Source organism: Maribacter chungangensis, from assembly GCF_042676845.1.
Lineage (GTDB): Bacteria > Bacteroidota > Bacteroidia > Flavobacteriales > Flavobacteriaceae > Maribacter > Maribacter chungangensis.
This window is the reverse complement of sequence record NZ_JBHTHY010000014.1, coordinates 53909-77195: the sequence shown is the minus strand read 5'-3', so window position 1 is coordinate 77195 and position 23287 is coordinate 53909. Positions and strand designations below refer to the sequence as shown.

The window sequence follows — 23287 nt, the reverse complement described above, 5'->3', positions numbered from 1 at the left end:
ATCGGGAATGTGAGTCCTGGCAAACACCAACTTACGGTAATCGACCTTACATGATTTGAAACCATTATAAAAGAGAATGTTGTTTTAGTCTATCCCAAGTTTTTTACGCCCAAGGCAGATGGTTATTAGGATACCTGGTCTGTGCAAGCGAACTTTTATTAGCCAACTTCGCGAACCCGTATATACAATAGTTAGGTTCAGTCTATAGCGGAGTAATAAAAAGATCATGTTTGGGATGTTATTAAGAACGGTAAGGCCATGCCAATGGATACCTATTGGTTTAGTTTTGAATTGGAAAATGACAAAACCAGAAAGGGTTGTTTTGTTTTAAAGCGATAGCTATGGTTTTTCACCTGTACCCAGAATGGTGTATTTTTGGATGTACTTAAAATTAAACATAGATTTTTTGGAAAATACTATCTACAAGGTGCAGGTCGCATCTCCCGGAAGAATAAATTTGATCGGGGAGCATATAGACTATAACGATGGTTTTGTGCTGCCGGCGGCAATAGACAAGTATATTTTCTTCACCCTAGTGAAGAACGGTAGCCAAAATCTATGTACCATAAAAAGCAAAGGTTTTTCCAATGTCCTGAAAGTGGACCTGAACGAGATAAAAAAAGGTATCAAGGGCTGGCACGCGTACATGATTGGTGTGCTGAGCGAAATTCAAAAATTAACGGATGGCCTAGAAGGTTTTGATTGCGAGATAGAAAGCAAGGTACCTGTTGGTTCCGGCGTAAGTTCTTCGGCCGCATTGGAGTGCGGACTCGCCTACGGCCTTAACGAACTGTTTGGGTTAGGACTGGACAAATGGCAGTTGATTCGAATTGGACAAAATGCGGAACACCATTACGTAGGAACCAAATGTGGAATTATGGACCAGTTTGCATCCGTAATGGGTAAGGAGGGACATGCCATCTTCTTGGATTGCAAGTCCTTGGAATATGAATACGTTCCCACCCGGTTGGATCCCTATAGCCTTTTGTTGTTGAACACCAATGTTTCCCATGATCTTAGCACGGGGGAATACAATATCCGTGGGGCGCAATGTGAGGAAGGGCTAAAATATATTGCAAATCATTTTTCGATTGTCCCTTCCTTTAGGAACGTAAACTTGGAGATGTTGGAGGAGACCAAGGATAAACTCGGACTACAATTATTTAAAAGATGTTCCTATGTAGTGGAAGAGATAAGCCGCGTTGTAAAGGCTGTAAAAGCACTAAAAAGCAATGACCTTGATGACTTGGGGAGACTAATGTACGAGACGCACGAGGGTCTAAGTGCCCAATACGAAGTAAGCTGTAGGGAACTTGATTTTTTAGTGGCACTCGCCAGAACCGAGCCGGCCATTCTGGGAGCAAGGATGATGGGAGGCGGTTTTGGAGGTTGCACGCTAAACCTAATACATAAAGACGCCATAGCCGCTTTTGTTGACAAGGCTTCCCGTTTGTATAAAGATACTTTTGCACTGGAACTTAGTGCGTTTGAAACTTTACCGAGTGATGGTACCTCCCTGTTGAATAAGTCATAGAACCATTGGCCTTTTCCGTGTTTTGTTCCCTGTTATAATTAGAGAATCGGAGCCAGCGCTATTGCTCCTATGTATTGTTGACTTAACGTGTCGGATTCATGGAAAGATTTCAATTGAAAATGTCGATATGTTGTAGGAATGTGGTAAACCTTCATCTAAACAAAGGTTTTCAACGTTGTGCCACTCTTGAAAGAGGCCTTCTGGTTGAACGGAATTTTTATTTTTAGTTGGTGACCATAACGTATAACTATCCGCCGAAAATAAAGGTGTAAGAAATACTGATATCCAGTATTTTTAAATGGGAGGTTTTGTGTATTTTATTTAGTGTATTCAAAAGGCAAGTCATTTTTCTGCAATGTTTGACATCTGAGAATTGTCATAGGCACAAAACGTATGTTTCACTATTTTTATAACATGCAACGACTAAAAGCATCCGTTGGGATGTGCTTTGGTCTTTAAAACAAACTTTCGTGTGGCCAACAATCTTTATCGCTGCCTATGTACTTATTGCACTTATGATCGTGATAAGTCTGCTCTTGCACGGTGCAAAACCTTCCAAGACCTTGGCCTGGCTTTTGGCAATTTTCACCATTCCCGTGGGCGGCATATTGCTCTATCTGCTTTTAGGAAGAAATAGACGAAAGCAAAAATTGCTTAAACTGGGCAAACCGCTCTCTATTGCCCAACCGAAAGTCTATACGCCAGAAGAAATTTCAACGGCAAATAGCTATATAAAACTTCAAAAACTGGTACATACGAACTGTGGTTTTCCAGTAACCGATGACAACGAACTATATCTTCTGAAAAATGGCAAAATGACCTTCGATGCCATTTTTGAAGCCTTGAACGGTGCACAAAAACGAATTCATATACAATACTATATTTTTGAGGATGGCGAACTGGCCGAGCGTTTGCTGCAGTTGTTCACGAAGAAAATCGCACATGGAGTAAAAATCCGAATGATCTATGATGGTGTCGGTAGTTTTTCCCTAAGTAAAAAGTACCTGAAAAACTTATTGGAGATCGGGGTAGATGTGTATCCTTTCCTTCCTTTTAAGTTTGGACGGTTTCTACGCTCTATAAATTATAGAAACCACCGTAAGATAATCACGGTAGATGGCCGCATAGGGTTTACCGGCGGCATTAACATATCCGATAAGTATTTAAAAGGAGATCCTACATTGGGAAACTGGAACGATATGCATTTACGGATCAAGGGCACTGCGGCCATGCATTTGGATTATGTTTTTACAACGGATTGGTATCTTGTAAGTCAGGAGAAAATTGCGCTGCTACCATTGGCAAATACCCTGTTAAACGGAAAAGGGAAAAGGGTGCAGATAGTCTCCAGTGGTCCGGACGACGATTTTCCCAGTGTAAAACAGGCTTATTTTTCCATTATCAATACCGCTAGTGAATATCTGTATATTACCAATCCGTATATTATTCCCAATGCTCCCATGTTGCAGGCCCTGCAGACCTTGGCACTAAGTGGTGTTGATGTGCGCATTATGATTTCAGAAAAAACGGATAGTACCATCGTAGGTTGGTGTGTGCGATCTTACTTTGAGGCTTTTTTGAGGGCCGGGGTTAAAATTTACCTGTTTCCCGATGGGTTCTTGCACAGCAAGATCATGATAAGCGATGACGCTATCGTGAGTATTGGTACCGCTAATTTGGACGACCGTAGTTTTGACCAGAACTATGAGGTAAATGCCATTGTTTATGATAAAGCTTTTGCCAAATTGTTGAAGGACGATTTTCTGCAGGATAGTGAAATATGTTCGGTACTAACCTATGCCGAATACCTCAAAAGACCTTGGCCGGATAAACTGAAGGAAGGATTTGGAAAGGTCTTTAGCCCGGTGCTGTAGTTCAAACTTAAACTCAAATTTAAACTCAAATATAGGGTCGATCTTAAATTCGGGGTGCTACGGCCGGTGATGTTCCACTTCTTCGTATCCAAACAAAGGGGGTAATGATTTGATGGAAGGCGAGTGAGGTAGTTTATTTTATAGCCGCATCATAAAAGATAATATCTTCCTCCTCCATAGATGATATCACAAGTTTTATGTATTCGTCTATTGTTTTTTGAAAGTTCTTCGGTTCTGTGATGTCTATAGCTGCCCTCCAAATGGTTTCCCGTTCCTTACCAACACAAATACAGTATAGTGCTGTTTCAGCATGAAATACAGTATAATTGTCGTAGTAACTGTCCTCATAAAAAATACCCTGATTGCTTAGATAATCATCCCTGAACGTGTTAAACAGCCTATCGGTATCGGCGAGCCTGCTACGCAATGTCTTTTTGTTTTCGGAGCCTATTATTTTAGTAAATAAAATAGCATCAAAATCCTTGTCCAATAACTGTTCCTCTACCTCGTTAAGTTGTTTTTCCGACTGCTCTGAAACTCTAAAATCAACATCGAATAGATCTGTACTTCTTACGGCCTCTACATTTCGTTTTTGGAACTCTGCTTGTATTTTGGTCTCAAATTCTTCCCGTACGGTATCATTTTCCGTCATGCCAACGATAAGCACTTTGTAGGCATGGAACAGGACCGTATCAGGGTCTTTCCAATTGCTTACAAGTTCGGTGGATTTACAATTCCACAATAAGGTTACGACCAAAAAAAGTAATAGTTGTTTTTTAAAGTTTCCAGGTTTCATTTTTTTTATTTTAGTTTGTCTCGCTGGTGTATTAGCAACGTAATGATTAACGCAGTTGGAAGTAACAATTGACAGTAGCAGTAAAAAGTAATTATTATAAAAGGCTGTTTTTTTTTAAGTTGACCTCATTTCCATTTTTTTAGCTTCTCACTTTAATATGCTACCGGTATAATTGAACAGCTCGGATTTCAGCTCCTTAAATCGGGACCTGTACTCCATAATCTTCTCTCTTAACGCGTGGTGTTTCTCAAGGTGGTTCGCATCATTGTCCGCCAGCGTTTGCCCCATTATGCCACCTAGTTTATTTTCATAGATGGCGATCGAATCCTGAAGTTGCGTTTTGTTATCGGATATGGCCTTGACTTTTGTTTTATATTCTTCCAAACGTTCGAACAGGTTGTGTGTGTCCGGTCTAAATGCATTGGAATGTAGTAGTTTATCCATAAACCAGAGTTCAACTTCGGTATGGTGCAGGTTAGATTTCCATCCTTGTACATCAAAATGGAGCTCTTCTAAACCTATTTCCTTTCTTTGTGCCATTTTTTTATTTTAATCACGATCAAAATTTTAGCAGTAGTACAGACTTTTCTTCGATTTTTTTCTGCCTTTTAAATGTTATAATATCCGCTATTCACGATACACTCTATGCCCAACGACACCATTAAACTTAGTCGAAATAGGGTAGCACCATAAACGGAATAGTGATATGAAATCCTATTTTTTTAATCACCGGCTCAATAAAAAGTCGCTCTACAAAAGTGTGTTTGTTTTGAACCATGACCAATAGGTTCATCTTATGCTTCAATTGAAAATTATTGATAGCCGTTATGATTTCTTGATTGTTTACATTATGGAAAAGATGGGCGATACCTTTGAGTTCGGCATCTAAGCGCTCTTGGTTCTTGAGCTGTTTTTCCGTGAGTTCATACCCGTTGGAAACATGCAAAACTTCTATACTTGAAATATGTTGCCGTGCAATGGTAAGTAGTATTTTTAAAGGTGCCGTCTTAAAAGCTACTTCGTAATCTGTAGGGAACAAAATTTCCTTGGGCACTTCATATTCGAAATTGGGCGGAACCGCTAGTACAGGGCAACTGGCCTTTTTTATAATATCTACCGTATTGGTGCCGAACAATATTTCCTTGGCTCCGGTTGCGCCTTTTGTGCCCATAACAATGAGGTCTATCTTTTCGTCCGGGACTATTCTGTCTATTTCACCGGTAAGCGTATTAAGGTTGGCAAGGTAGGTAAACGTATGTTTGTCGTTTGGGTGTTCTTTTTCTATTCGTGTCTTAAGTTCTTTAAGGTTTTCTACCGCAGCCTCCCGTATAGCGTCCCCCAGACCAATAAGCCCGGGACTGCCTACTAAATATTCTGCGTGGTATACGGGCGGCATATAGGTGTGTAAAAGATAGAATTCGGCCGCTACATTCTTGAAGGTTTTTAGGGCATACTGAATAGCGTCATAGGAGTTTTCAGAAAAATCGGTAGGGAGGAGTATACGTAGCATTATAAGGCATTTTATAGGTTCAATAGCAAAACTATCGCTATTCAACACAAAAAACCATGATATTGGTCAGTTTACAATAGCACCGATTTTGTAAATTGCAGGTTTAATATGAGCATGGTATGAAAGCGAATTTTAATACGATAATAGCATCCGAAACTCCGGTTTTGGTCGACTTTTTTGCCGAGTGGTGCGGACCTTGTAAAACCCTGGCGCCGATTTTAAAAGCTGTAAAGGAAGATTTGGGCGATGCCGTAAAAATCGTAAAGATCGATGTGGATAAAAATCAACCATTGGCCGGTAAGTATCAGGTTAGGGGAGTACCTACTATGATATTGTTTAAAAATGGCAAGCAGGTATGGCGAAAATCCGGAGCCCTGCCCAAGCACGAGATTGTTGGTGCGATCAAGGAAGTATCCTAAGAAATACAAGGGGGGTATGTACAAGGCTTGTTTGGTGAAAGCGGGCTTGGGTTTCTAGAATTCTTTGTACGGCGTACCGTATACATTTATTTTGCTTATGTATTTTATGCCTTAAATTGTTTTGATTGGCACCGCCAAAGGGTATAATACCCCGAGGCTTGCCTCGAAATTAAAGGTTCGTTTCCTTCGAATGCCTCGCGGGCTTGCCCCGAGGTAGTTTATTTTTTAGGTTTAATAAGGACCATTTATACGCTGCGCCGACCATGAACTTGTGTCCACTTTAGTTTATCTGTACTCGTAGGATAATACACTTGAAGTTTGGGAAACCTAGCGCGCCAGGCATTGTAATACCAAGATTTTTAGTCTTATTTTAGGTAAGTATTGGCCTTTTTAATGCCTATAGGCATAAGATAAAATGGAATACTGACTTTTATCATTGTGGCGTATCATGTTCCGGCATATATTTAGCTTAGACCAAATGTTAAAATAATTTGATATGAAAAGACCATATTCGGATGCCCTTGGAAAGAATTTTTACCAAAAGACCGGGAGTTTGTTTTTTGCCTTCGCCAATGCAGACGGCACCGTACACGCCAAAGAGGTGGCTGTGCTAAAGAATATGATTAGGGAAAAGTGGCTTCCTTTAGATGATATCGAGGACGATTATGGTACGGATGCCGCTTTTCAAATAGAGATTGTTTTTGACTGGCTTATGGAAGCCGATAAAAAAAGCAAGGATTGTTTTGACGACTTTAGCGAGTTTTACAAAGAACACACCTCCTTATTTTCAGATTCCATCAAAAACCTGATTTTTGAAACCTCTAGCGCCATAGCAAACTCGTTTTCCGGGAAAAACAAGGCAGAGCTGGTATTATTGGGTAAACTTCGTCTACTGTTCACAGGTGCGATATAAAAAAGGTCCATTGCCATTTTTGGGATGGGAACAGACCTTGATTAGGGCGGTGCGGTGCTTTTAGTGCGTTGCAAAGTTATGTTTGCGTTTTTCTAGCTGCCGTTCCAAATCTTTAATGGTGCCCGCTACCGCTTTTTCATAGTCATCTGTTTTTGTAGAAGCATAAATCCTTGGACCTGGGGCACTGAGCTCAATTTCACAAATTTTAATGTCTCCCGAGCCACTATGCTCCTGTTTTATGAATACTTCGGCCTTAATGATCCAACTGAATTTGTGTTCCAGTTTCTCCAGTTTCTTGGTAATGATGCTGTTAAGGGCTTCACTGGTGGGCATGTGTACGTACTGTATGTTTATTTGCATAATGATGGATTTTTACTGATGGTTATATTTTAAAAAAAAACTAAGCTTTTATGTGTTCGGTGTTACCGCTAAGGATAGGACTAAAATAGTGCCATTTACATCCGGATAAAATGATATTTATCAGGTTGGGACTAGGTTTCACCCGGTGCATGGAAAACTCACGGACCTGGTGAGCGATATGATATTTGTCATTCTTCTTTTGCCACATCTTGGATACCTTGGCACCTATACGATCCGCAACAAATGAGACGCATAAAAACCGATATAGTATCGCTTGCAGGGATAGTTTTTGTATTTTTTTTGATGGTGGCCTGTAAATCCGATCAGGAAAAAGTACTACCGCAAAAAACGACGATTACCCAGTCGGTATATGCCTCGGCCACCGTTCAGCCAGATAGTCTGTACGAGGTATACGCCGTTGTATCGGGTATTCTGGAAGCCAATACGGTTGCAGAGGGCAATACGGTGCAAAAGGGCGATGTAATCGCACAGATTACAAATACAGCTCCAGAACTGAATACGGAGAACGCAAAGCTTAGCTTGGAACTGGCCAAAGAAAACTACAGCGGCAGTTCTGGCGTTTTACGGGGTATTGAGGAGGAGATCGCCGCGGCAGCGCTCCGCTACAGGAACGACTCCGTCAACTACCACCGTCAAAAACGGCTATGGGAGCAGAACATCGGGTCCAAAATGGAATATGATAATCGCAAATTGGCGTTTGAACTATCGCACAATAATCTGGTACGTTTACAACATGAATACGAACGCACAAAGAACCAACTCCGTACCCAGCTGCAGCAGGCACGTAACAACTATAGCAGTGCAAGGGTGGGCACGACCGACTTTAGTATAACCAGTAAAATTAATGGTACGGTGTACGCACTGTATAAAAATCCGGGAGAGATCGTAAGCATAATGGAACCCTTGGCAGCAATAGGGAGCAGTGACGTTTTTGTTGTTGACCTTTTGGTAGATGAGGTAGATATCGTAAACGTTAAAACGGGGCAAAAAGTATTGCTGGTGCTCGATGCTTATTCCGCTACCGTTTTTGAAGCCAGTGTACACAAAATCTATCCTAAAAAGGACGAACGTTCACAGACCTTTACCGTAGAGGCCCTTTTTAATGCCCCGCCGGCCGTACTGTATCCGGGACTTTCCGGTGAGGCAAATATCGTGGTAGCCCAGCAAACCGATGCCCTTGTGATTCCGCGGGACTATCTTTTGGAAGGCAATAAGGTACGAACGGAAACCGGGCTGCAAACCATACAGTTGGGGCTGCAGGATTTGGATAGGGTTCAGGTTTTGAAAGGCCTGGATGCACAAACCTATATCTTAAAACCAAGGCAATGACCAATTGGAACGTAATCCTCAATATCGCCAAAACGCATTTGCTCACCAAAATGAAATCTACGGTGACGGCAACCCTTGGGGTGACCTTTGGTATTGGGGCCTACATTACCTTGGTAAGTTTTATGACCGGACTCAATACCCTGTTGGACGATTTGATCCTTAACCAGACCCCCCACATCCATATCTATAACGAAATAGAACCGTCCAAACAACAGCCCGTTGCGTTGTACCCCCAATTTAAGGATGGCCTTAATAGTATTTCTTCCATACGGCCAAAGCAGGGGCAGCTAAAAATACACAACGCATTGCCTATGTTAAACAAGCTGAAAGCGGACAAGAATGTAAAAGGCGCCACGCCACAGCTACGGGCGCAGTTGTTTTATTTGGCGGGCTCCATAGAACTGGGCGGTAGCTTGGTTGGGGTAGATATTATGGAAGAAGTGCGGCTCTCCAATATGGAGGATTATATTGTAAGCGGCACACCGGAAGCCCTGCGGAATACGGACAATGGCATTCTGTTGGGCTATGGCCTTGCAGAAAAAATGTCGCTTTCCGTTGGGGACCGGGTACAGGTGGGTACCGTGGCAGGCAACGTAGTTCCCTTAAAGATCGTGGGAATTTACCAAAGCGGTATCGCCGAGGTAGACAACCAACAGAGTTATGCTAATTTAAAGACCGTGCAGCGCATTTTGGGCGAAGTGAACAGTTATGTTACGGATATCAACGTGAAATTATGGGATATGGACAAGGCCGCGTCCATGGCCAACAGTCTAGAGGAGCAATACGCGGTAAAGGCGACCGACATTAACGAGGCCAATGCCCAGTTTGAGACCGGTACCAACATTAGAAACCTTATTACCTACGCCGTGTCCATAGCCCTGCTCATCGTGGCCGGTTTTGGAATCTACAATATTCTCAACATGCTTATTTATGAAAAAATGAAGGATATCGCCATTTTAAAGGCCACCGGTTTTTCGGGTAACGACGTACAATTGATATTTATGAGTCAGGCCGTGCTTATTGGCGCGGTAGGCGGGCTACTGGGTCTGCTGTTAGGATTTTTACTTTCCGTAGCCATAGACCATGCCCCATTTGAGACCGATGCCATGCCTACCCTTACCACTTACCCCGTAACCTTTGAATTGATGTACTATCTCATTGGGCTGGTCTTCGCCTTGGTATCTACATTTATCGCAGGATATTTACCGTCCAAAAAAGCAAAACATATAGATCCCGTAGAAATTATAAGAGGAACTTAGGCCATGAAACAAGTCCTAGCTACGAAACATATCGATAAATATTTTCATAAGCCCAAGGAGTTTCATGTACTCAAGGATATCTCCATGACCGTGGAACAGGGCGAGTTTGTTTCGGTGATGGGCAAATCGGGTTCGGGTAAATCTACCTTGTTATATGTTCTTTCTACTATGGATACGGATTATACCGGCGAACTGTTCTTGAACGATGCCTTGGTCACGGGACGCTCGCAACAGGAACTCGCCCGCATACGTAATCAGCATATTGGTTTTGTGTTCCAGTTCCATTATTTGCTGTCCGAGTTCAGTGTGCTTGAGAACGTAATGCTCCCCGCCAAAAAATTGGCCAAAAAATCACATGAAGCAATTGAGCGCGATGCCCTGGAAAAATTGGAAATGTTACATATTGGCCATTTGGCGCAGCAACGTGCCTCTAGAATATCGGGCGGGGAAAAACAGCGCGTCGCCATTGCAAGGGCGCTAATAAACAACCCCACCATTTTAATGGGTGATGAACCCACGGGTAATTTGGACAGTCATAACTCGGAAAACGTATTCGATATTTTTAAAAGGTTAAAAGAAGAAGAAGGCCTGTCGCTACTAGTAGTGACCCATGACCATGATTTTGCCAAGCGCACCGATAGGATCATAGAGATGGAGGATGGGAGGATTTTGGGTTGATGCTCATTGGGGTTTAAAGCATGTAGAGCAATAGAGGCTTCTGACTTCTTTTAAGGTCTTGTTTAGATGGAATACAGAATTAGACTTCCCGATATAAAAGCGGGATAAACTTCTTGTCCCTAACCCTTTTTTCTTTTAATAAAAAAGCATCATATTCTAATGAAGCCTTATTTGTACTTAGTAGCGGGAACAGCCCCGAAATTTCGGGGGGACCAGTGACCTTTGGGTTATGAGTTTAGTTGGGCGTGCTATTTAATAATTTAAAACATTGATAATCAGAAAATTAATAGTTGTATTTTCTTTAATTTTTTAGCGTACCGTATACGGTAGTGTATACGACATCGTTATTTCAAAGGTGCTGAAAAGGGTTGTTAAATTTGATTTTAGGGAATTAAGTGAGCTTATTTCCTTAGTGCTTTTCGATAAGATTGGCAATCGAATATTGTGTTTAACCACTGGTAATAACTTCCAATTGGTGCTTATATGATTTTATAAATTTGATAATGAACACCACTTTGCCATATCAGATAGATTTAAGTGAGATGGAGAGAAAATAGACCTAGTTATTTAAATTGTCAAAACATATTAATTGTAAATACTTAGATTTTGACTAGAAGTCGCATATAGCGGTTACCTTAACTTGATTTGTCATTCTAGTTTTTAAAGATTGTATATCTTTAATCTAGTGTTATGATTAGTATTTTAAATAAACCACATCCATTTATTTTCAACAAGTTCAGCGTTTTGGTGCCCAGTGCCATTACGTTTTTATTGATTTTGTTGTTGGCCCCTTCCTATTTTCAGAACTTGGAGCCAATAGAAAGGGGCGTGGCGGCATTTTTCACTACCCTGTTGGTTGGTTTGTGCATTCGCTTATCGGTGCCCCTATTAAAAAAACTGCTGCCAACGGCCATGAATGAAGATGATTGGACGATAGGTAAAGAAATACTTCTTATTCTTTCTGTGGTATGCATCATGATCATTGCCATAAGCGTGTTGCTGTTTGTTCTTCGTGACAATGAAGAAACCGTGGTTGCCTTAGTTTTTAAAACAGCATCGTTGACCATCGGAATCAGTATCTTCCCCATCATCATTACGGTACTATTTGAGCAGTACCATCATCAAAAGCTACAGGTAAAGAAGGCCACCAGCTTGACCACTTACTTAGCTACAGAGAATAAAAAGTTAAGGGCAACGACCCGTATTTCTTCACAACCGGGGGAAAAGTTGTTGATCAAGTCAGACAACCAAAACATCGAATTACGACTTGACCCGAACGATTTGATTTTTATGAAATCGGATGGTAATTATATGGAGGTATATTACCATGATATGGATGACATCAAAACCAAGTTGATCCGCAATACCATGAAATCGATAACCGCTGTACTACCAAATACTAGCTTTTTAAGATGTCATAAAAGCTTTATCGTCAACGGAAATTACATTATCAAAGTAGAAGGCAATGCCAGAAATTTAGAGTTAAAACTAAAAGGCGTTGCAACGAACATACCTGTTTCTAGGGCAAAGGTTAAAGAGGTTTCCAAATTTTTAGAGGGCAACTAGCCCTTTGTCCTCCCAAACATCACAAATACATCCCGATAATCACAAAGCCCTTTGAATAGGGTGTTACAACCCTTGGAAATGGGCAATTTTGCCTCGTGAACTAAAAAACCATGATGCAAACCATTGTAAACAATGTCCTCTACCTACATATTTTGGTAGGCTCTATTTCGCTGCTTAGCGGCGGTATGGCCATAGCCAGCAGCAAAGGAAAAAAATGGCATGGACAATCGGGTAAAACCTATTTCTATGCCATGACCTGCGTTTTCTTAACAGGTATCGTAGTAGCCGGGTTTCGGCATAATGCTTTCTTGTTTCTTATTGCCTTCTTAAGCTACTACAGCGTGTTCGCTGGGGTTAGAATTCTAAAACTAAAACAACTGCATAAAAAACAAAATCCCCTCTGGTTCGATTGGTTTGCCGGTATTTTAAATACTGTGGTCAATCTAATTTTTGTTGGTTATGGTAGCTATTTGGGGTTTTCAAACGGGTTTACCTCTGGGGGTGCCTTATTGTCAGTCGGTTTTGGCTTGGGCGGTCTGTTGATTTCTTATGCCAATCTAAGTCCGTTTATCAAAAGGCCCAACAAATCCTACCATTGGTACCTCTCGCATATTGGCAACATGATGGGCGGTTACATAGCAACGTTTACGGCCTTCTTATCTACCATTGTTACAAGGTTCGACCTTATGAACCCCTACCTGGCTTTTGCGCTGCCATCCATCATCGGTATTCCGTTATTGTTGTTTTGGCAGAATCGAACTGAAAGAAAGTTCAATCCTAGAAAAACGATACTCTAATGAATAATAACTATTTGGTATTGGTTGTAGTGTTGCTACTCACATTGGCGGCTTGCAACACCATTAATGAATTAAGATTTCAGGCCAGATCTGGCTTTGCTTCAGATACGGTGACCACCGTACCTTTTCGGTATGTCAAACAACTTATTGTGGTAGATGCCCAAATCAATAATTCAAAAGAAACCGGCAGTTTCATTTTTGATACCGGGGCCTTTCAAAGTAAAGTGGAATACCATCTTTCGGAAGAGCTGGGGCTAAGCACCGTTACCAAACGAAACAACGGTACGGCTCAAGGTATAAAACGGGAAATTGAGATCACCAGTCTGGATTCCATGAAGATGTCAAGTGCATGCTTCCTGAACATTGCGGCGGGCAGATTAAAGTACGACGCAAAATCGTACAGTCCGTGTGTTGCGGAAGCTGGCATAATAGGCGCCAACCTGATCAAACTCGCCCATTGGAAGATTGATTATGAACAAAAAACAATGAAAGTATCTAAAGTGCCTTTCGTCGTTGCCGATAAAGAACAACTGCAACAAATACCCTTTTCAACCTCCTTTTTATCCGGGGTACCAAAAGTCGATATTGAAATTGAGGGGCGTTTAATCGAAAATGTCATTTTTGATCTGGGCTACAATGGTGGTTTGGTAGTGCCTTTTGAATATGCCAAACATTTTCCCTCTAAAAGCACACAGACACTAATTGACCAATCTACCGCAGGCATCTTTGGATCTAATAGAGATACGTTGATAGTTAAGGACTTGAATGTAAAACTCGGAGCTTATGAAGCAAAAATTCCCGTTGAATTTTCGTCCCTGAACAAGGCACTGATAGGCAACGATTTTCTAGAGCATTTTACCATCTATTTAAATTATGAGGATAACACTGTACTGCTCAGGCCCAATTCGTCAATAACCATAGACAAGAGCAAGACGTTTATACCAGGTATTCTAAATGATTCCCTTTGGATCGTCAATAGAACCAACCCTAAAATCTCCTTAAAAATCGGGGACACCCTAAGGTCAGTTAACGGACGGCAACCAAAAACGATGTTTACATCCCATTGCGATTACTTTTTAAATAGCGCTAAAATATGGGATGCTGAGGTATTAACGGTAGAGACCTTAGCGGGTAATGAAATTCAAATAAGCCTAAACCCAAGCGATGCGAAAGATTAATCGATTACTGTTCGTTTACCTGGTTGCGATATGTAATGTTAAGGCTCAAGAGTATAAGGCCGTAATACAAAAGGCAAGATTCTTGGTAGAAGCCCATAAGACCCAAACAAAACTGCCCGGATGCCAAATTGCCGTAATGGTCAAAGGAAAATTGGTCTGGTCCGAGGGGTTTGGGTTTAGCGATTTGCAAAATAGGACCAAAGTATCTACCAAAACCAAATTTAGAATTGCCAGTGTTTCAAAACCGGTAACTGCAATGGCATTGGGTAAATTAATAGATCAAGGCAAATTGGACATCCACAAAGACATAAATACTTATTTGCCTTCCTTTCCTAAAAAGAAGTTTACCATTACAACAAAGCATTTGGCCTTTTCAACCTCGGGCATCCGTCATTATAATTCCAAGGATAAGGAATTCAACACTAAAGAGTATCCTACGGTTTTAGATGCCTTAAAACGATTTGAAGAAGACCCTCTATCCTTTGAACCTGGAACCCAATTTTTGTATTCAAGCTACGGATGGGTGCTTTTGAGCGCAGTTATGGAAAAAGCATCCAGAACATCTTTTTTCAACCTAATGCAGAACACTTGGGATGCACTGGGAATGAAACAGACGTCCTTTGATTTTCCCCATAAAGAAATTGACCAAAAAAGTAGGTTTTATGTCCATCACAAAAAACTAGGACGAAAACTGACCCCTTTTGAAAACCGAAGTTATATGTACGCTGGCGGTGGGTATCTCTCTACGGCAGAGGATTTGGTTCGCATGGGAGATCAGCTCATCAATTCCAATTTCCTAAATGAAGAAACAAAACAGGTATTGACCCAACCGTATTTGCTCAAAGATGGTACCTCAACTTTTTATGGAATGGGTTGGGAAACAGGTACAAACCGCTTGGGTACAAAGGTCTTTTTTCATAGCGGTTCGTTGCCCACCAGTGTGGCGCATTTGGTCATCTATCCTGAAGAAGAAGTGGTCTTGGCCTATTTGAGCAATACAGGTGACCATGTGTTCTTCAATGATCGTGAGGCACAGACCATAACCGAATTATTTGCCGAAGAAGAAGGAGTTGCTATGAACCAGGCCAAGGATGTTGTGGGAAGTTGGAACATAACCACTACTTCCCTTAATGATAAAAAAACGGGAGGCACATTACTACTGACGTTAAATACAGATGGTATGCTTCACGGAAGCATCAGCTTTAAAAGAAGTAAAAAAACCATCACCTGCCCGCTCATCGTCACAACGCTTGATACCAATGAACTCCATGCGGTAGCTGTATCGCCCATGTTCATTGACTTTTATTTAAAATTCAACAACGATGAATTTATGGGGAAATGGCTACATGATTTTAATGTAAAGGGCATTACAGAAAAAGATGCCTATTGGAAGGCTCGGGAAATTACTGGTAAAAAAATCTTGACCGATGAAAATGATTAGACCTATTGTGCTATTTCTGGTAATTGTTGCCATACAAACCACAACTGCCCAAAAGGTAAAAGATTTCTTTTACGCCGAACCAGAAACAAAAGAACTGCCCGTATTTGTTCGCGGTAATGCAGAGAGTAAAAAGGTTTTACTTTTTGTTCAAGGGGGCGGTGCTGATACCGGTATTGACTTTGGGCGGTCAAATTATCCAAAATGGAAGAAGACGTTAGAGTCAGAAGTTGCCATTGCCTATTTTGACCAAAGAGGGTTGAACAAACCCATCAAGAAAATTGATACTTCAAAAATTACGGCAACCCAAGTATCCAAAGACATTATCCGCATAGCCAAAGCTTTAAAAAAGCGGTATGGTGCAGCTATTCATTTACTAGGTCACAGCCTTGGTGGTCAAGACATTTTGAGGTGTTTGGCAAACTTTTCTGAAGAGGCCTCATTTATTTCATCTGCCATGGTGTTGAATACTCCGATTACAACCGATTTTTCACCCGAACGCTACCAGAAGTACCGACCTAATTATTTAAAGAACCTTAGCAAGCATTTTTTAGGGAAAAAGGTGGATACTGTTTTTTGGAAGGAAGCCCAAGACTGGATGGTGCAAAGAGATTCCATTGGCACAATTGAAGATTCAAAAAAGTGGAATTACTATGTCGATAATGCCTTTTCGGCAACAAAACGGAAAACGGGCCTGGGCATGGTGCTCAACGTAATTTTCTCAAAACCCTACAATCTTTTTACATACTTGAACCAGAAAGATAACAAGCTTGTAGGTGATAGGCTTTGGTATGCCGAAAAAGCCCTTTGGGACGCTGGAGAACAAACTACGGTTTGGGAGCTGCTTCCAAAAATCAACCATCCAGTTTTATTGTTGACAGGTCGTTATGATGCCATTGCCGTACCCGAAGAGCTGCATGATGCTCATAAGCTTTTGAGAAATTCCAAACTCGTGATACTATCAAAATCTGGGCATCAATCTTTTTTGGACCAACCGGATGTGTTGCACAGCACAATTTCAGGGTATCTGAAAAGACTATAAAGAAAGGTAATGAGTGCCGGGGGAATAGAAAAGAACCCGGTCCCGACATAAAGGCCCCAAATCATTGGCGACCAGTTCTAAAACCATGATAAGGGGCGTCAACCGGAAACTTTAAACCATCTTAAAAAAGTTTTGAATCAAATGAAATCGACATCGAACCAAATTTCCTTAATGGAACAGTTTAAGAAGAAGTGAAATGAAAACACAGAACAAACAAATAGTGAGATACTTTGCCCTAACGTTTTTAATTTCTTGGGTATTGTGGAGCCCTTTTTACTTTGATGGCGAGGTGAACGAACTCTGGGCGCTACCAGGGGCTTGGGGCCCCACCATCGCGGCCCTCGTATTAACGGCTTATGATAACGGAAAAAAAGGGGTAAAGAAACTATTGAAAAGACTCTTGATTTTTAAGGTACCTTTCAAATACTATCTGTTTGCGGTATTTGCAATACTACTTTGTGCGCTTATTGCAATTGCCCTGTATACCATTTTTGTGGATATCCCATTGGATTACGGCGTAATCGTAGAAGGCATGGGGCTAGAAAGGGACCAATGGGGATTGGCGTTTTTGTTGGCCCCGCTCTTTTTTGTGATCAATACACTTTTAGGAGGCCCCATTGCCGAAGAGTTGGGTTGGCGGGGCTATGCCCAAGAGCGGTTGCAACAGCAGTACAGCCTAAGAGTTTCGGGGGTTGTTATTGGTTTGCTCTGGGCGCTATGGCACTTGCCTTTATTGTGGCGGTTACCGAAAGCGGTAGGTAATATTCCCTTATTGGCGTACATCCCCCTATTGACGGCAATGGGGGTCATCTTTGCTTGGCTGTACCAACGCACCAAGGGCAGTGTTCTTTTGGCCATCTTATTTCATGGCGGATTCAATTTTACCATGGGGTTTTTGGGCGCAGACCTTTTTACCAGCAAAAACCTGTTATTTATTCAAGTGGCACTGATCATTTTGTTGGCGGTGGTATTGGTTAGAAGGAATTCCGATGAAAGCCATACCAAAATTGATAGGCACATCATCACTTCAAAATCAAATAAAAAGTAGCAAAACGAACAAAAAAAAGAGCTGCCGATGGGTTTCGCTATCGCGGATTAAAAGGCTCAAGAGTACAGGCCCTGACCGATGCTATTTTTGGGTTTGCGATTACCTTATCGGTCATCACCTCAGAAGTGCCAAAGACCTATCTTTAGTTACCAGCATCGTTGTAAAATTTTATAGTATATACCATAATATGGCTGACCATTTGGCACAGCCATAAAACCTTTTACCAGCGATACGGCTTCAAAATGGCAGAACAGAGATGCGCAATGCAGTGTTGTTGTTCGTACCGTTGTTCTATATTTATCCCTTAAACTATAGGTTCCCTTTTTTGTGCACGGTAATCTAAGTAAACGTCAAAATGACTTTTGGAGATAGTTCAGAGGGGCTATAGCTTACCTTACAAGAGCTAAAGATGCCAATTTAGAAGTGACATAATGGTCCGATTAAGAAAATCACTTCAAGAGTATGGTATTGGTGTTGGATTTATACCAATTTCCATTGGTATTCTACTCATTTTTGGTCGCGGAGCCTTCCTTTATTGTGGTTTTGGCTACCTTTTTGGTTGTTATTCTTTTGCCAGTACATGCGAAGTTTCACAAGAGAAGGTACAAGTGGATGTCTAAAGAATAAGAAGTGCAAAACCATATCAAATGATAAAACCGTTGATTTTTTAGGTATGGGTTCCGCGTGCTGTAAAATTCTCTGCGATTCGCTTTTTCGGGGCTTTACCGTGACTATACTTTAATCGTTTTTAGATAAATTCAACCACTCCGGAATAGCCTCAGAACCATTTTCCCTACATCGTTTAATTGTATTTTCAAGGGTAGCTGGGTCGTATTCCATCCAATCAATCTGTTCGATGATTTTCAGATGTTCATCAAAACGCAGCCATATTGTAAATTCCATACCCCATTCGGTATCTATCAGTGAGCCATCATAATAAAAGGGATTAACGTTTCCCTTGGCTGCGACGGTATATCCTTCTACAACGAGTGATTTTAGGTCAAGGTGTTTTTGCTCTGGAAATAGTTTCTTGAACCTATTGCCTTCCTCATCCCATTTGTAAAACCTTTTGAACTTCCAAAGGCTATCCAATTCCAATTGCAGGGCGATATCTTTAAAATGGACATCTTCTCGATAAAATGAGCAGAATTTGTTCCAATCGGTACGTTCGGAAAACGTTTCAAAATAATCCACTGCTTTAGTTCGCACTGCTTGTTCAAAGTCAGTGTCTTTGGTTGTTTTTGTTTGGTTGCAACCATGTGTTGTAAGAAGAATTGCGAATAGTACCGACCAACCCGATTGGAAAAGAATATGTTTCACTATTATTTAATTAAGATTAGCGCTGTACAAACAGCGTTTAGATACGTATGGAATTTAGAATTCTTATTTTTTGGACTAACTACTCCTTTTGCCTAAATTCAAAATCCCGCAAATTTATGACTTGCCCTGAAATTTCGGGGGAAACATTGACTTTTCCCCATAAAAAAACCACCTCGTGGAAGGTGGTTCTTAGTAGCGGGAACTGCCCCGAAATTTCGGGGGAACCAGTGATTTTTCCTATAAAAAAACCACCTCGTAAGAAGTGGTTTTTAGTAGCGGGAACTGGACTCGAACCAGTGACCTTCGGGTTATGAGCCCGACGAGCTACCTACTGCTCTATCCCGCGATTTGCGTTTCCAAGATAGTCAACTTAGCTTTTAAGCTTTCAGTTCATTAGGTTGACTGACATATTTTGGATTGCAAATATACGATGCTTTTTTGCGACTATCAAAACTTAATTTGATAAATATTTCTTAAGCTATCAGTTTAAAATTTCCTAAATTACCCAGTTAAACTCATTCTTTAATGTATACATGGAGCTAATTAATGAATTCTTGTCGAGCATACTGCCTTACACCGAGTGGGTTATGCTTTTCCTAATTATCGGTGGCGGTCTGTTTTTGGTGTTTTATTCTAAATTATTGCCCTATCGGTATTTTAAACATGCCTTACGAATTACTGCTGGCAAGTATGACGACCCAAATGACCCAGGAGAGGTTAGTCATCTTCAAGCGCTTTCTTCAGCAGTTGCTGCAACGGTAGGAATGGGAAATATTGCCGGCGTTGCAATCGCAATTTATTTAGGAGGCCCGGGTGTCGTTTTTTGGATTTGGATTACTGCTATTATAGGGATGAGTATCAAATTCTATTCTTGTAGCTTATCGATCATGTTTCGTGGAGAGGATTCTGATGGAGCACTACAAGGCGGCCCTATGTATTATATTACCAAGGGGATGGGGAATAGGGCCAAACCCCTTGCTGTCTTCTTTTGTATTGCAGGGTTGTTCGGGGTGTTGCCTGCGTTTACTACCAACCAGTTTACCCAAACCTTGATGAAAGTCATTGAACCGGACAAGGTTTTTATGGTATTGGGAGATTTTCAATGGAAATTAATAATAGGAGTCGTGCTTTCCGTTATAACCTCATTTGTGATTTTTGGTGGACTAAAGAAGATAGCTAAGGTAGCGACTGCAATCGTACCCTTTATGGTTATGGTGTATTTAATGGCCGTAGTCTACATTCTGCTGACCAATGTTTCGGGGATTGTGCCTTCTTTTAAATTAATATTTACCGAAGCGTTTAATCTAAAAACAGTTGTAACAGGTGGCTTATGGGGATTGATTATAATCGGAATACGAAGAGCCGTTTTCTCAAATGAGTCTGGAGTAGGAACAGCACCTATGTTCCATGGGCAGTCCAAAACAAAAGAGCCCATTCAAGAAGGATTAGTAGCCATGTTAGGGCCTTTCATAGACACGATTATTGTCTGCTCTCTAACTGCGGTTGTTATTATTATTAGTGGCGCCCACTTAGAGACGGAAACGAACGGAATTGCCATGACCTTGAACGCCTTTGAAAGTTCTATTCCTTATGGCGGGGTTTTGTTGATGGTTGTGGTCAGTGCTTTCGCTTTATCTACTTTGTTTACCTACTCGTATTACGGTACTAAATGTCTTTCTTTTATAAGCAATGCGAAAATTGGGAAGTTTTATAATTTCGTTTACGTGGGTAGTATTACTTTTGCTGCGGTGGCGTCGGTAGATTTGGTCATTAATCTTATTGATCTGTCATTTGCGCTCATGGTTATCCCAAATATGATAGCGGTATTGTATTTGGCACCAAGAGTAAACGAGGCAATGAAAGCCTATTTTTTAAAAGTGAAATAGAATGAAGCATAAAGCAGGTTTTGTAAATATCATAGGAAACCCCAACGTTGGGAAGTCTACCTTGATGAATGCCTTTGTGGGCGAAAAATTGTCCATCATAACCTCCAAGGCACAGACTACCCGCCACCGAATTTTGGGAATTGTGAACGGGGACGATTTTCAAATGATATTGTCCGACACGCCTGGTATCATAAAACCGGCCTACGATTTACAAAGTTCCATGATGGATTTTGTAAAATCGGCCTTTGAAGATGCCGACGTTTTACTTTATATGGTGGAAATAGGGGAAAAGGCCTTAAAGGACGAGCGGTTCTTCGATAAAATAAAAAATTCTAAAATTCCGGTGCTGCTGCTTTTGAACAAGGTAGATACGGCTACACAAGAATTGCTGGAAGAACAAGTACAGTATTGGCAAGAGCAATTGCCCACGGTAGAAATTCATCCTATATCGGCCTTGCAAAACTTTAATATAAAGGGCGTTTTTGAACGTATTTTGGAATTGTTGCCAGAGTCTCCCGCGTATTATCCCAAGGATCAGTTAACCGATAAGCCGGAACGTTTTTTTGTAAACGAAACAATCCGTGAGAAAATATTGATGTACTACAAAAAGGAAATTCCTTATGCTGTCGAGGTAGAGACCGAAGAGTTTTTCGAAGACGAAGAGATTATCCGTATCCGCTCCGTTATCATGGTAGAACGCGATTCCCAAAAAGGAATCATTATTGGTCATAAGGGAAGTGCACTCAAAAAAGTGGGCGTAGAATCTAGAAAAGATTTGGAAAAATTCTTTGATAAACAAGTGCATATAGAGCTCTATGTAAAAGTGAACAAAAACTGGCGTAATGATAGTAGGCAGTTGAAACGGTTTGGGTACAATAATTAGGTGCCAGTTTTATATTTATCCATCAACTCACTCATATTCTTTTGTTTATACTACCTTTGCAGCCAAATTTAGAGGTATGAGTGCTATCGTAGCTATTGTGGGAAGGCCTAATGTAGGTAAATCAACATTTTTTAATAGATTGATTCAACGAAGGGAAGCCATTGTTGATGCCGTTAGTGGGGTAACCCGCGACAGGCACTATGGAAAAAGTGATTGGAACGGCAAGGAGTTTTCTATCATCGATACCGGTGGTTATATCCTGGGGAGTGATGATGTTTTTGAAAAGGAAATCGATAAGCAGGTAGAACTCGCTATTGCAGAGGCAGATGCCATTATTTTTATGGTAGATGTAGAGACCGGAGTTACCGGAATGGACGAAGATGTGGCCAAATTGTTAAGAAGGGTGAACAAACCCGTATTTCTTGCGATTAATAAGGTAGATAATGCCATGCGCCAAGAGGATGCCGTGGAGTTTTATTCCCTGGGATTAGGGGAGTACTACACACTTTCCAGTATCAATGGTAGTGGTACGGGCGAGTTGTTGGATGCCTTGGTAGAGAAGCTGCCGGACACAGAAGAGGAGGAAGCAGTGCTGCCAAGATTTGCCGTGGTAGGGAGGCCAAACGCCGGGAAATCTTCCTTTATAAATGCCTTGATCGGTGAGGATAGGTATATTGTGACCGATATTGCAGGAACTACACGGGACAGTATCGATACAAAATACAACAGGTTCGGTTTTGAGTTTAATCTGGTGGATACGGCAGGAATACGAAGAAAGTCCAAGGTCAAGGAAGATCTGGAATTTTATTCGGTAATGCGTTCCGTAAGGGCCATAGAACATGCCGATGTTTGTTTAATATTGGTAGATGCGACCCGGGGTTTTGACGGCCAGGTGGCCAATATTTTTTGGTTGGCGCAGCGAAACAATAAAGGCATCGTTATTTTAGTAAACAAGTGGGATTTGGTCGAGGACAAGGAAACCAATACCATAAAGCAATATACACAGCGTATAAAACAAGCGATAGAGCCTTTTGTTGATGTACCGATCTTATTTATCTCCGTGCTTACAAAACAACGTATTTTTAAAGCGATCGAAACTGCGGTCGAGGTATATAATAACCGTAGCAGAAAAATTATTACACGGAATTTCAATGATGTCATGTTGCCAATTATAGAAAACTACCCACCGCCGGCATACAAAGGAAAGTACGTGAAAATTAAGTTTTGTACACAACTACCTACCGAATATCCGCAGTTTGCATTCTTCTGTAATTTGCCGCAATACGTAAGGGAACCATATAAGCGTTATCTAGAAAATAAAATACGCGAGGAGTATGATTTTACAGGAGTTCCCATTACCATTTACATGCGTAAGAAGTAGGGGGCGTACTAGCCTTTGACGAAATGTATATACCTACTCGGGCAAAGGAGTTTGC

At 41.2% G+C, this 23287-nt stretch carries 21 protein-coding genes, 1 tRNA gene and 1 pseudogene; 17 read left to right on the top strand and 6 right to left on the bottom strand.

Annotated features, from left to right (window positions below; genetic code table 11):
• Window positions 1-234: 234 nt before the first annotated feature.
• From ACFQZJ_RS14720 to cls, 3 genes and pseudogenes are all read left to right on the top strand, one after another.
• Window positions 235-339 (top strand): annotated as a pseudogene (locus ACFQZJ_RS14720) (hypothetical protein); the annotation flags it as partial.
• 67 nt (window positions 340-406) lie between these two features.
• The gene (gene galK / locus ACFQZJ_RS14715) at window positions 407-1534 is read left to right on the top strand and encodes a galactokinase (protein ID WP_379935603.1); all 1128 of its coding nucleotides are present in this window, start codon (window positions 407-409) and stop codon (window positions 1532-1534) included.
• A 470-nt stretch (window positions 1535-2004) separates the two neighbouring features.
• Window positions 2005-3408, top strand: coding sequence for a cardiolipin synthase (gene cls / locus ACFQZJ_RS14710; protein WP_379935602.1), 1404 nt, complete (start codon window positions 2005-2007; stop codon window positions 3406-3408).
• Window positions 3409-3541: 133 nt separating this feature from the next.
• Here cls and ACFQZJ_RS14705 read toward each other — a convergent pair whose 3' ends face one another.
• The 3 genes from ACFQZJ_RS14705 to ACFQZJ_RS14695 form a co-directional block, all read right to left on the bottom strand.
• Complete coding sequence (locus tag ACFQZJ_RS14705) at window positions 3542-4204, bottom strand: hypothetical protein (protein ID WP_379935600.1); 663 nt, start codon at window positions 4202-4204, stop codon at window positions 3542-3544.
• 147 nt (window positions 4205-4351) lie between these two features.
• Window positions 4352-4744 (bottom strand): hypothetical protein, encoded by a 393-nt coding sequence (locus tag ACFQZJ_RS14700; protein ID WP_379935598.1) that lies wholly within the window; start codon window positions 4742-4744, stop codon window positions 4352-4354.
• Between the two features lie 127 nt (window positions 4745-4871).
• Window positions 4872-5714 carry a universal stress protein gene (locus ACFQZJ_RS14695; protein WP_379935596.1) on the bottom strand — a complete coding sequence of 281 codons (843 nt, stop codon included), beginning with the start codon at window positions 5712-5714 and terminating at the stop codon, window positions 4872-4874.
• 119 nt (window positions 5715-5833) lie between these two features.
• On the opposite strand from ACFQZJ_RS14695, the gene trxA reads away from it, so the two are divergent.
• Window positions 5834-6133 (top strand): thioredoxin, encoded by a 300-nt coding sequence (gene trxA / locus ACFQZJ_RS14690; RefSeq protein WP_379935594.1) that lies wholly within the window; start codon window positions 5834-5836, stop codon window positions 6131-6133.
• Between the two features lie 496 nt (window positions 6134-6629).
• The gene (locus ACFQZJ_RS14685) at window positions 6630-7046 is read left to right on the top strand and encodes a hypothetical protein (RefSeq protein ID WP_379935593.1); all 417 of its coding nucleotides are present in this window, start codon (window positions 6630-6632) and stop codon (window positions 7044-7046) included.
• A gap of 60 nt (window positions 7047-7106) precedes the next feature.
• Here the strand turns inward: ACFQZJ_RS14685 and hpf are convergent, their stop codons facing one another.
• Window positions 7107-7406 (bottom strand): ribosome hibernation-promoting factor, HPF/YfiA family, encoded by a 300-nt coding sequence (gene hpf / locus ACFQZJ_RS14680; protein ID WP_379935592.1) that lies wholly within the window; start codon window positions 7404-7406, stop codon window positions 7107-7109.
• A gap of 243 nt (window positions 7407-7649) precedes the next feature.
• Here hpf and ACFQZJ_RS14675 point away from each other — a divergent pair, with 243 nt between their 5' ends.
• The 9 genes from ACFQZJ_RS14675 to ACFQZJ_RS14635 all read left to right on the top strand — a co-directional run bounded on the left by ACFQZJ_RS14675 (window position 7650) and on the right by ACFQZJ_RS14635 (window position 17762).
• Window positions 7650-8756, top strand: coding sequence for an efflux RND transporter periplasmic adaptor subunit (locus ACFQZJ_RS14675; RefSeq protein WP_379935591.1), 1107 nt, complete (start codon window positions 7650-7652; stop codon window positions 8754-8756).
• Window positions 8753-10015, top strand: a complete 1263-nt coding sequence (locus tag ACFQZJ_RS14670; RefSeq protein ID WP_379935590.1) for an ABC transporter permease — start codon at window positions 8753-8755, stop codon at window positions 10013-10015. Before ACFQZJ_RS14675 ends, ACFQZJ_RS14670 begins: the two co-directional genes overlap by 4 nt.
• 3 nt (window positions 10016-10018) lie before the next feature.
• Complete coding sequence (locus tag ACFQZJ_RS14665) at window positions 10019-10693, top strand: ABC transporter ATP-binding protein (protein ID WP_379935589.1); 675 nt, start codon at window positions 10019-10021, stop codon at window positions 10691-10693.
• A 690-nt stretch (window positions 10694-11383) separates the two neighbouring features.
• Window positions 11384-12259 carry a LytR/AlgR family response regulator transcription factor gene (locus ACFQZJ_RS14660; RefSeq protein ID WP_379935588.1) on the top strand — a complete coding sequence of 292 codons (876 nt, stop codon included), beginning with the start codon at window positions 11384-11386 and terminating at the stop codon, window positions 12257-12259.
• A gap of 110 nt (window positions 12260-12369) precedes the next feature.
• On the top strand, window positions 12370-13056 hold the full coding sequence (locus ACFQZJ_RS14655) for a hypothetical protein (protein ID WP_379935587.1): 687 nt from the start codon (window positions 12370-12372) through the stop codon (window positions 13054-13056).
• Window positions 13056-14234 (top strand): hypothetical protein, encoded by a 1179-nt coding sequence (locus ACFQZJ_RS14650; RefSeq protein ID WP_379935586.1) that lies wholly within the window; start codon window positions 13056-13058, stop codon window positions 14232-14234. Before ACFQZJ_RS14655 ends, ACFQZJ_RS14650 begins: the two co-directional genes overlap by 1 nt.
• Window positions 14221-15675, top strand: coding sequence for a serine hydrolase domain-containing protein (locus ACFQZJ_RS14645; protein WP_379935585.1), 1455 nt, complete (start codon window positions 14221-14223; stop codon window positions 15673-15675). Before ACFQZJ_RS14650 ends, ACFQZJ_RS14645 begins: the two co-directional genes overlap by 14 nt.
• On the top strand, window positions 15662-16714 hold the full coding sequence (locus ACFQZJ_RS14640; protein WP_379935584.1) for an alpha/beta hydrolase: 1053 nt from the start codon (window positions 15662-15664) through the stop codon (window positions 16712-16714). The genes ACFQZJ_RS14645 and ACFQZJ_RS14640 overlap by 14 nt, the downstream gene beginning before the upstream one ends.
• Window positions 16715-16910: 196 nt before the next feature.
• Window positions 16911-17762: a CPBP family intramembrane glutamic endopeptidase gene (locus ACFQZJ_RS14635; protein ID WP_379935583.1), complete on the top strand. Its 852-nt coding sequence runs from the start codon at window positions 16911-16913 to the stop codon at window positions 17760-17762.
• A 738-nt stretch (window positions 17763-18500) separates the two neighbouring features.
• On the opposite strand, the gene ACFQZJ_RS14630 is transcribed toward ACFQZJ_RS14635, so the two are convergent.
• Entirely contained in the window at window positions 18501-19082 is a 582-nt protein-coding gene (locus ACFQZJ_RS14630) for a hypothetical protein (RefSeq protein WP_379935582.1), read from the bottom strand.
• Window positions 19083-19355: 273 nt separating this feature from the next.
• Window positions 19356-19428, bottom strand: a tRNA-Met gene (locus ACFQZJ_RS14625).
• A gap of 187 nt (window positions 19429-19615) precedes the next feature.
• On the opposite strand from ACFQZJ_RS14625, the gene ACFQZJ_RS14620 reads away from it, so the two are divergent.
• From ACFQZJ_RS14620 to der, 3 genes are all read left to right on the top strand, one after another.
• Window positions 19616-20968 carry an alanine/glycine:cation symporter family protein gene (locus ACFQZJ_RS14620; protein ID WP_379935581.1) on the top strand — a complete coding sequence of 451 codons (1353 nt, stop codon included), beginning with the start codon at window positions 19616-19618 and terminating at the stop codon, window positions 20966-20968.
• 1 nt (window position 20969) lies between these two features.
• A complete protein-coding gene (era, locus tag ACFQZJ_RS14615) occupies window positions 20970-21851 on the top strand; it encodes a GTPase Era (protein WP_379935580.1) in 882 nt (293 codons plus the stop codon).
• Window positions 21852-21927: 76 nt separating this feature from the next.
• On the top strand, window positions 21928-23232 hold the full coding sequence (gene der, locus ACFQZJ_RS14610; RefSeq protein WP_379935579.1) for a ribosome biogenesis GTPase Der: 1305 nt from the start codon (window positions 21928-21930) through the stop codon (window positions 23230-23232).
• Window positions 23233-23287 lie beyond the last annotated feature (55 nt).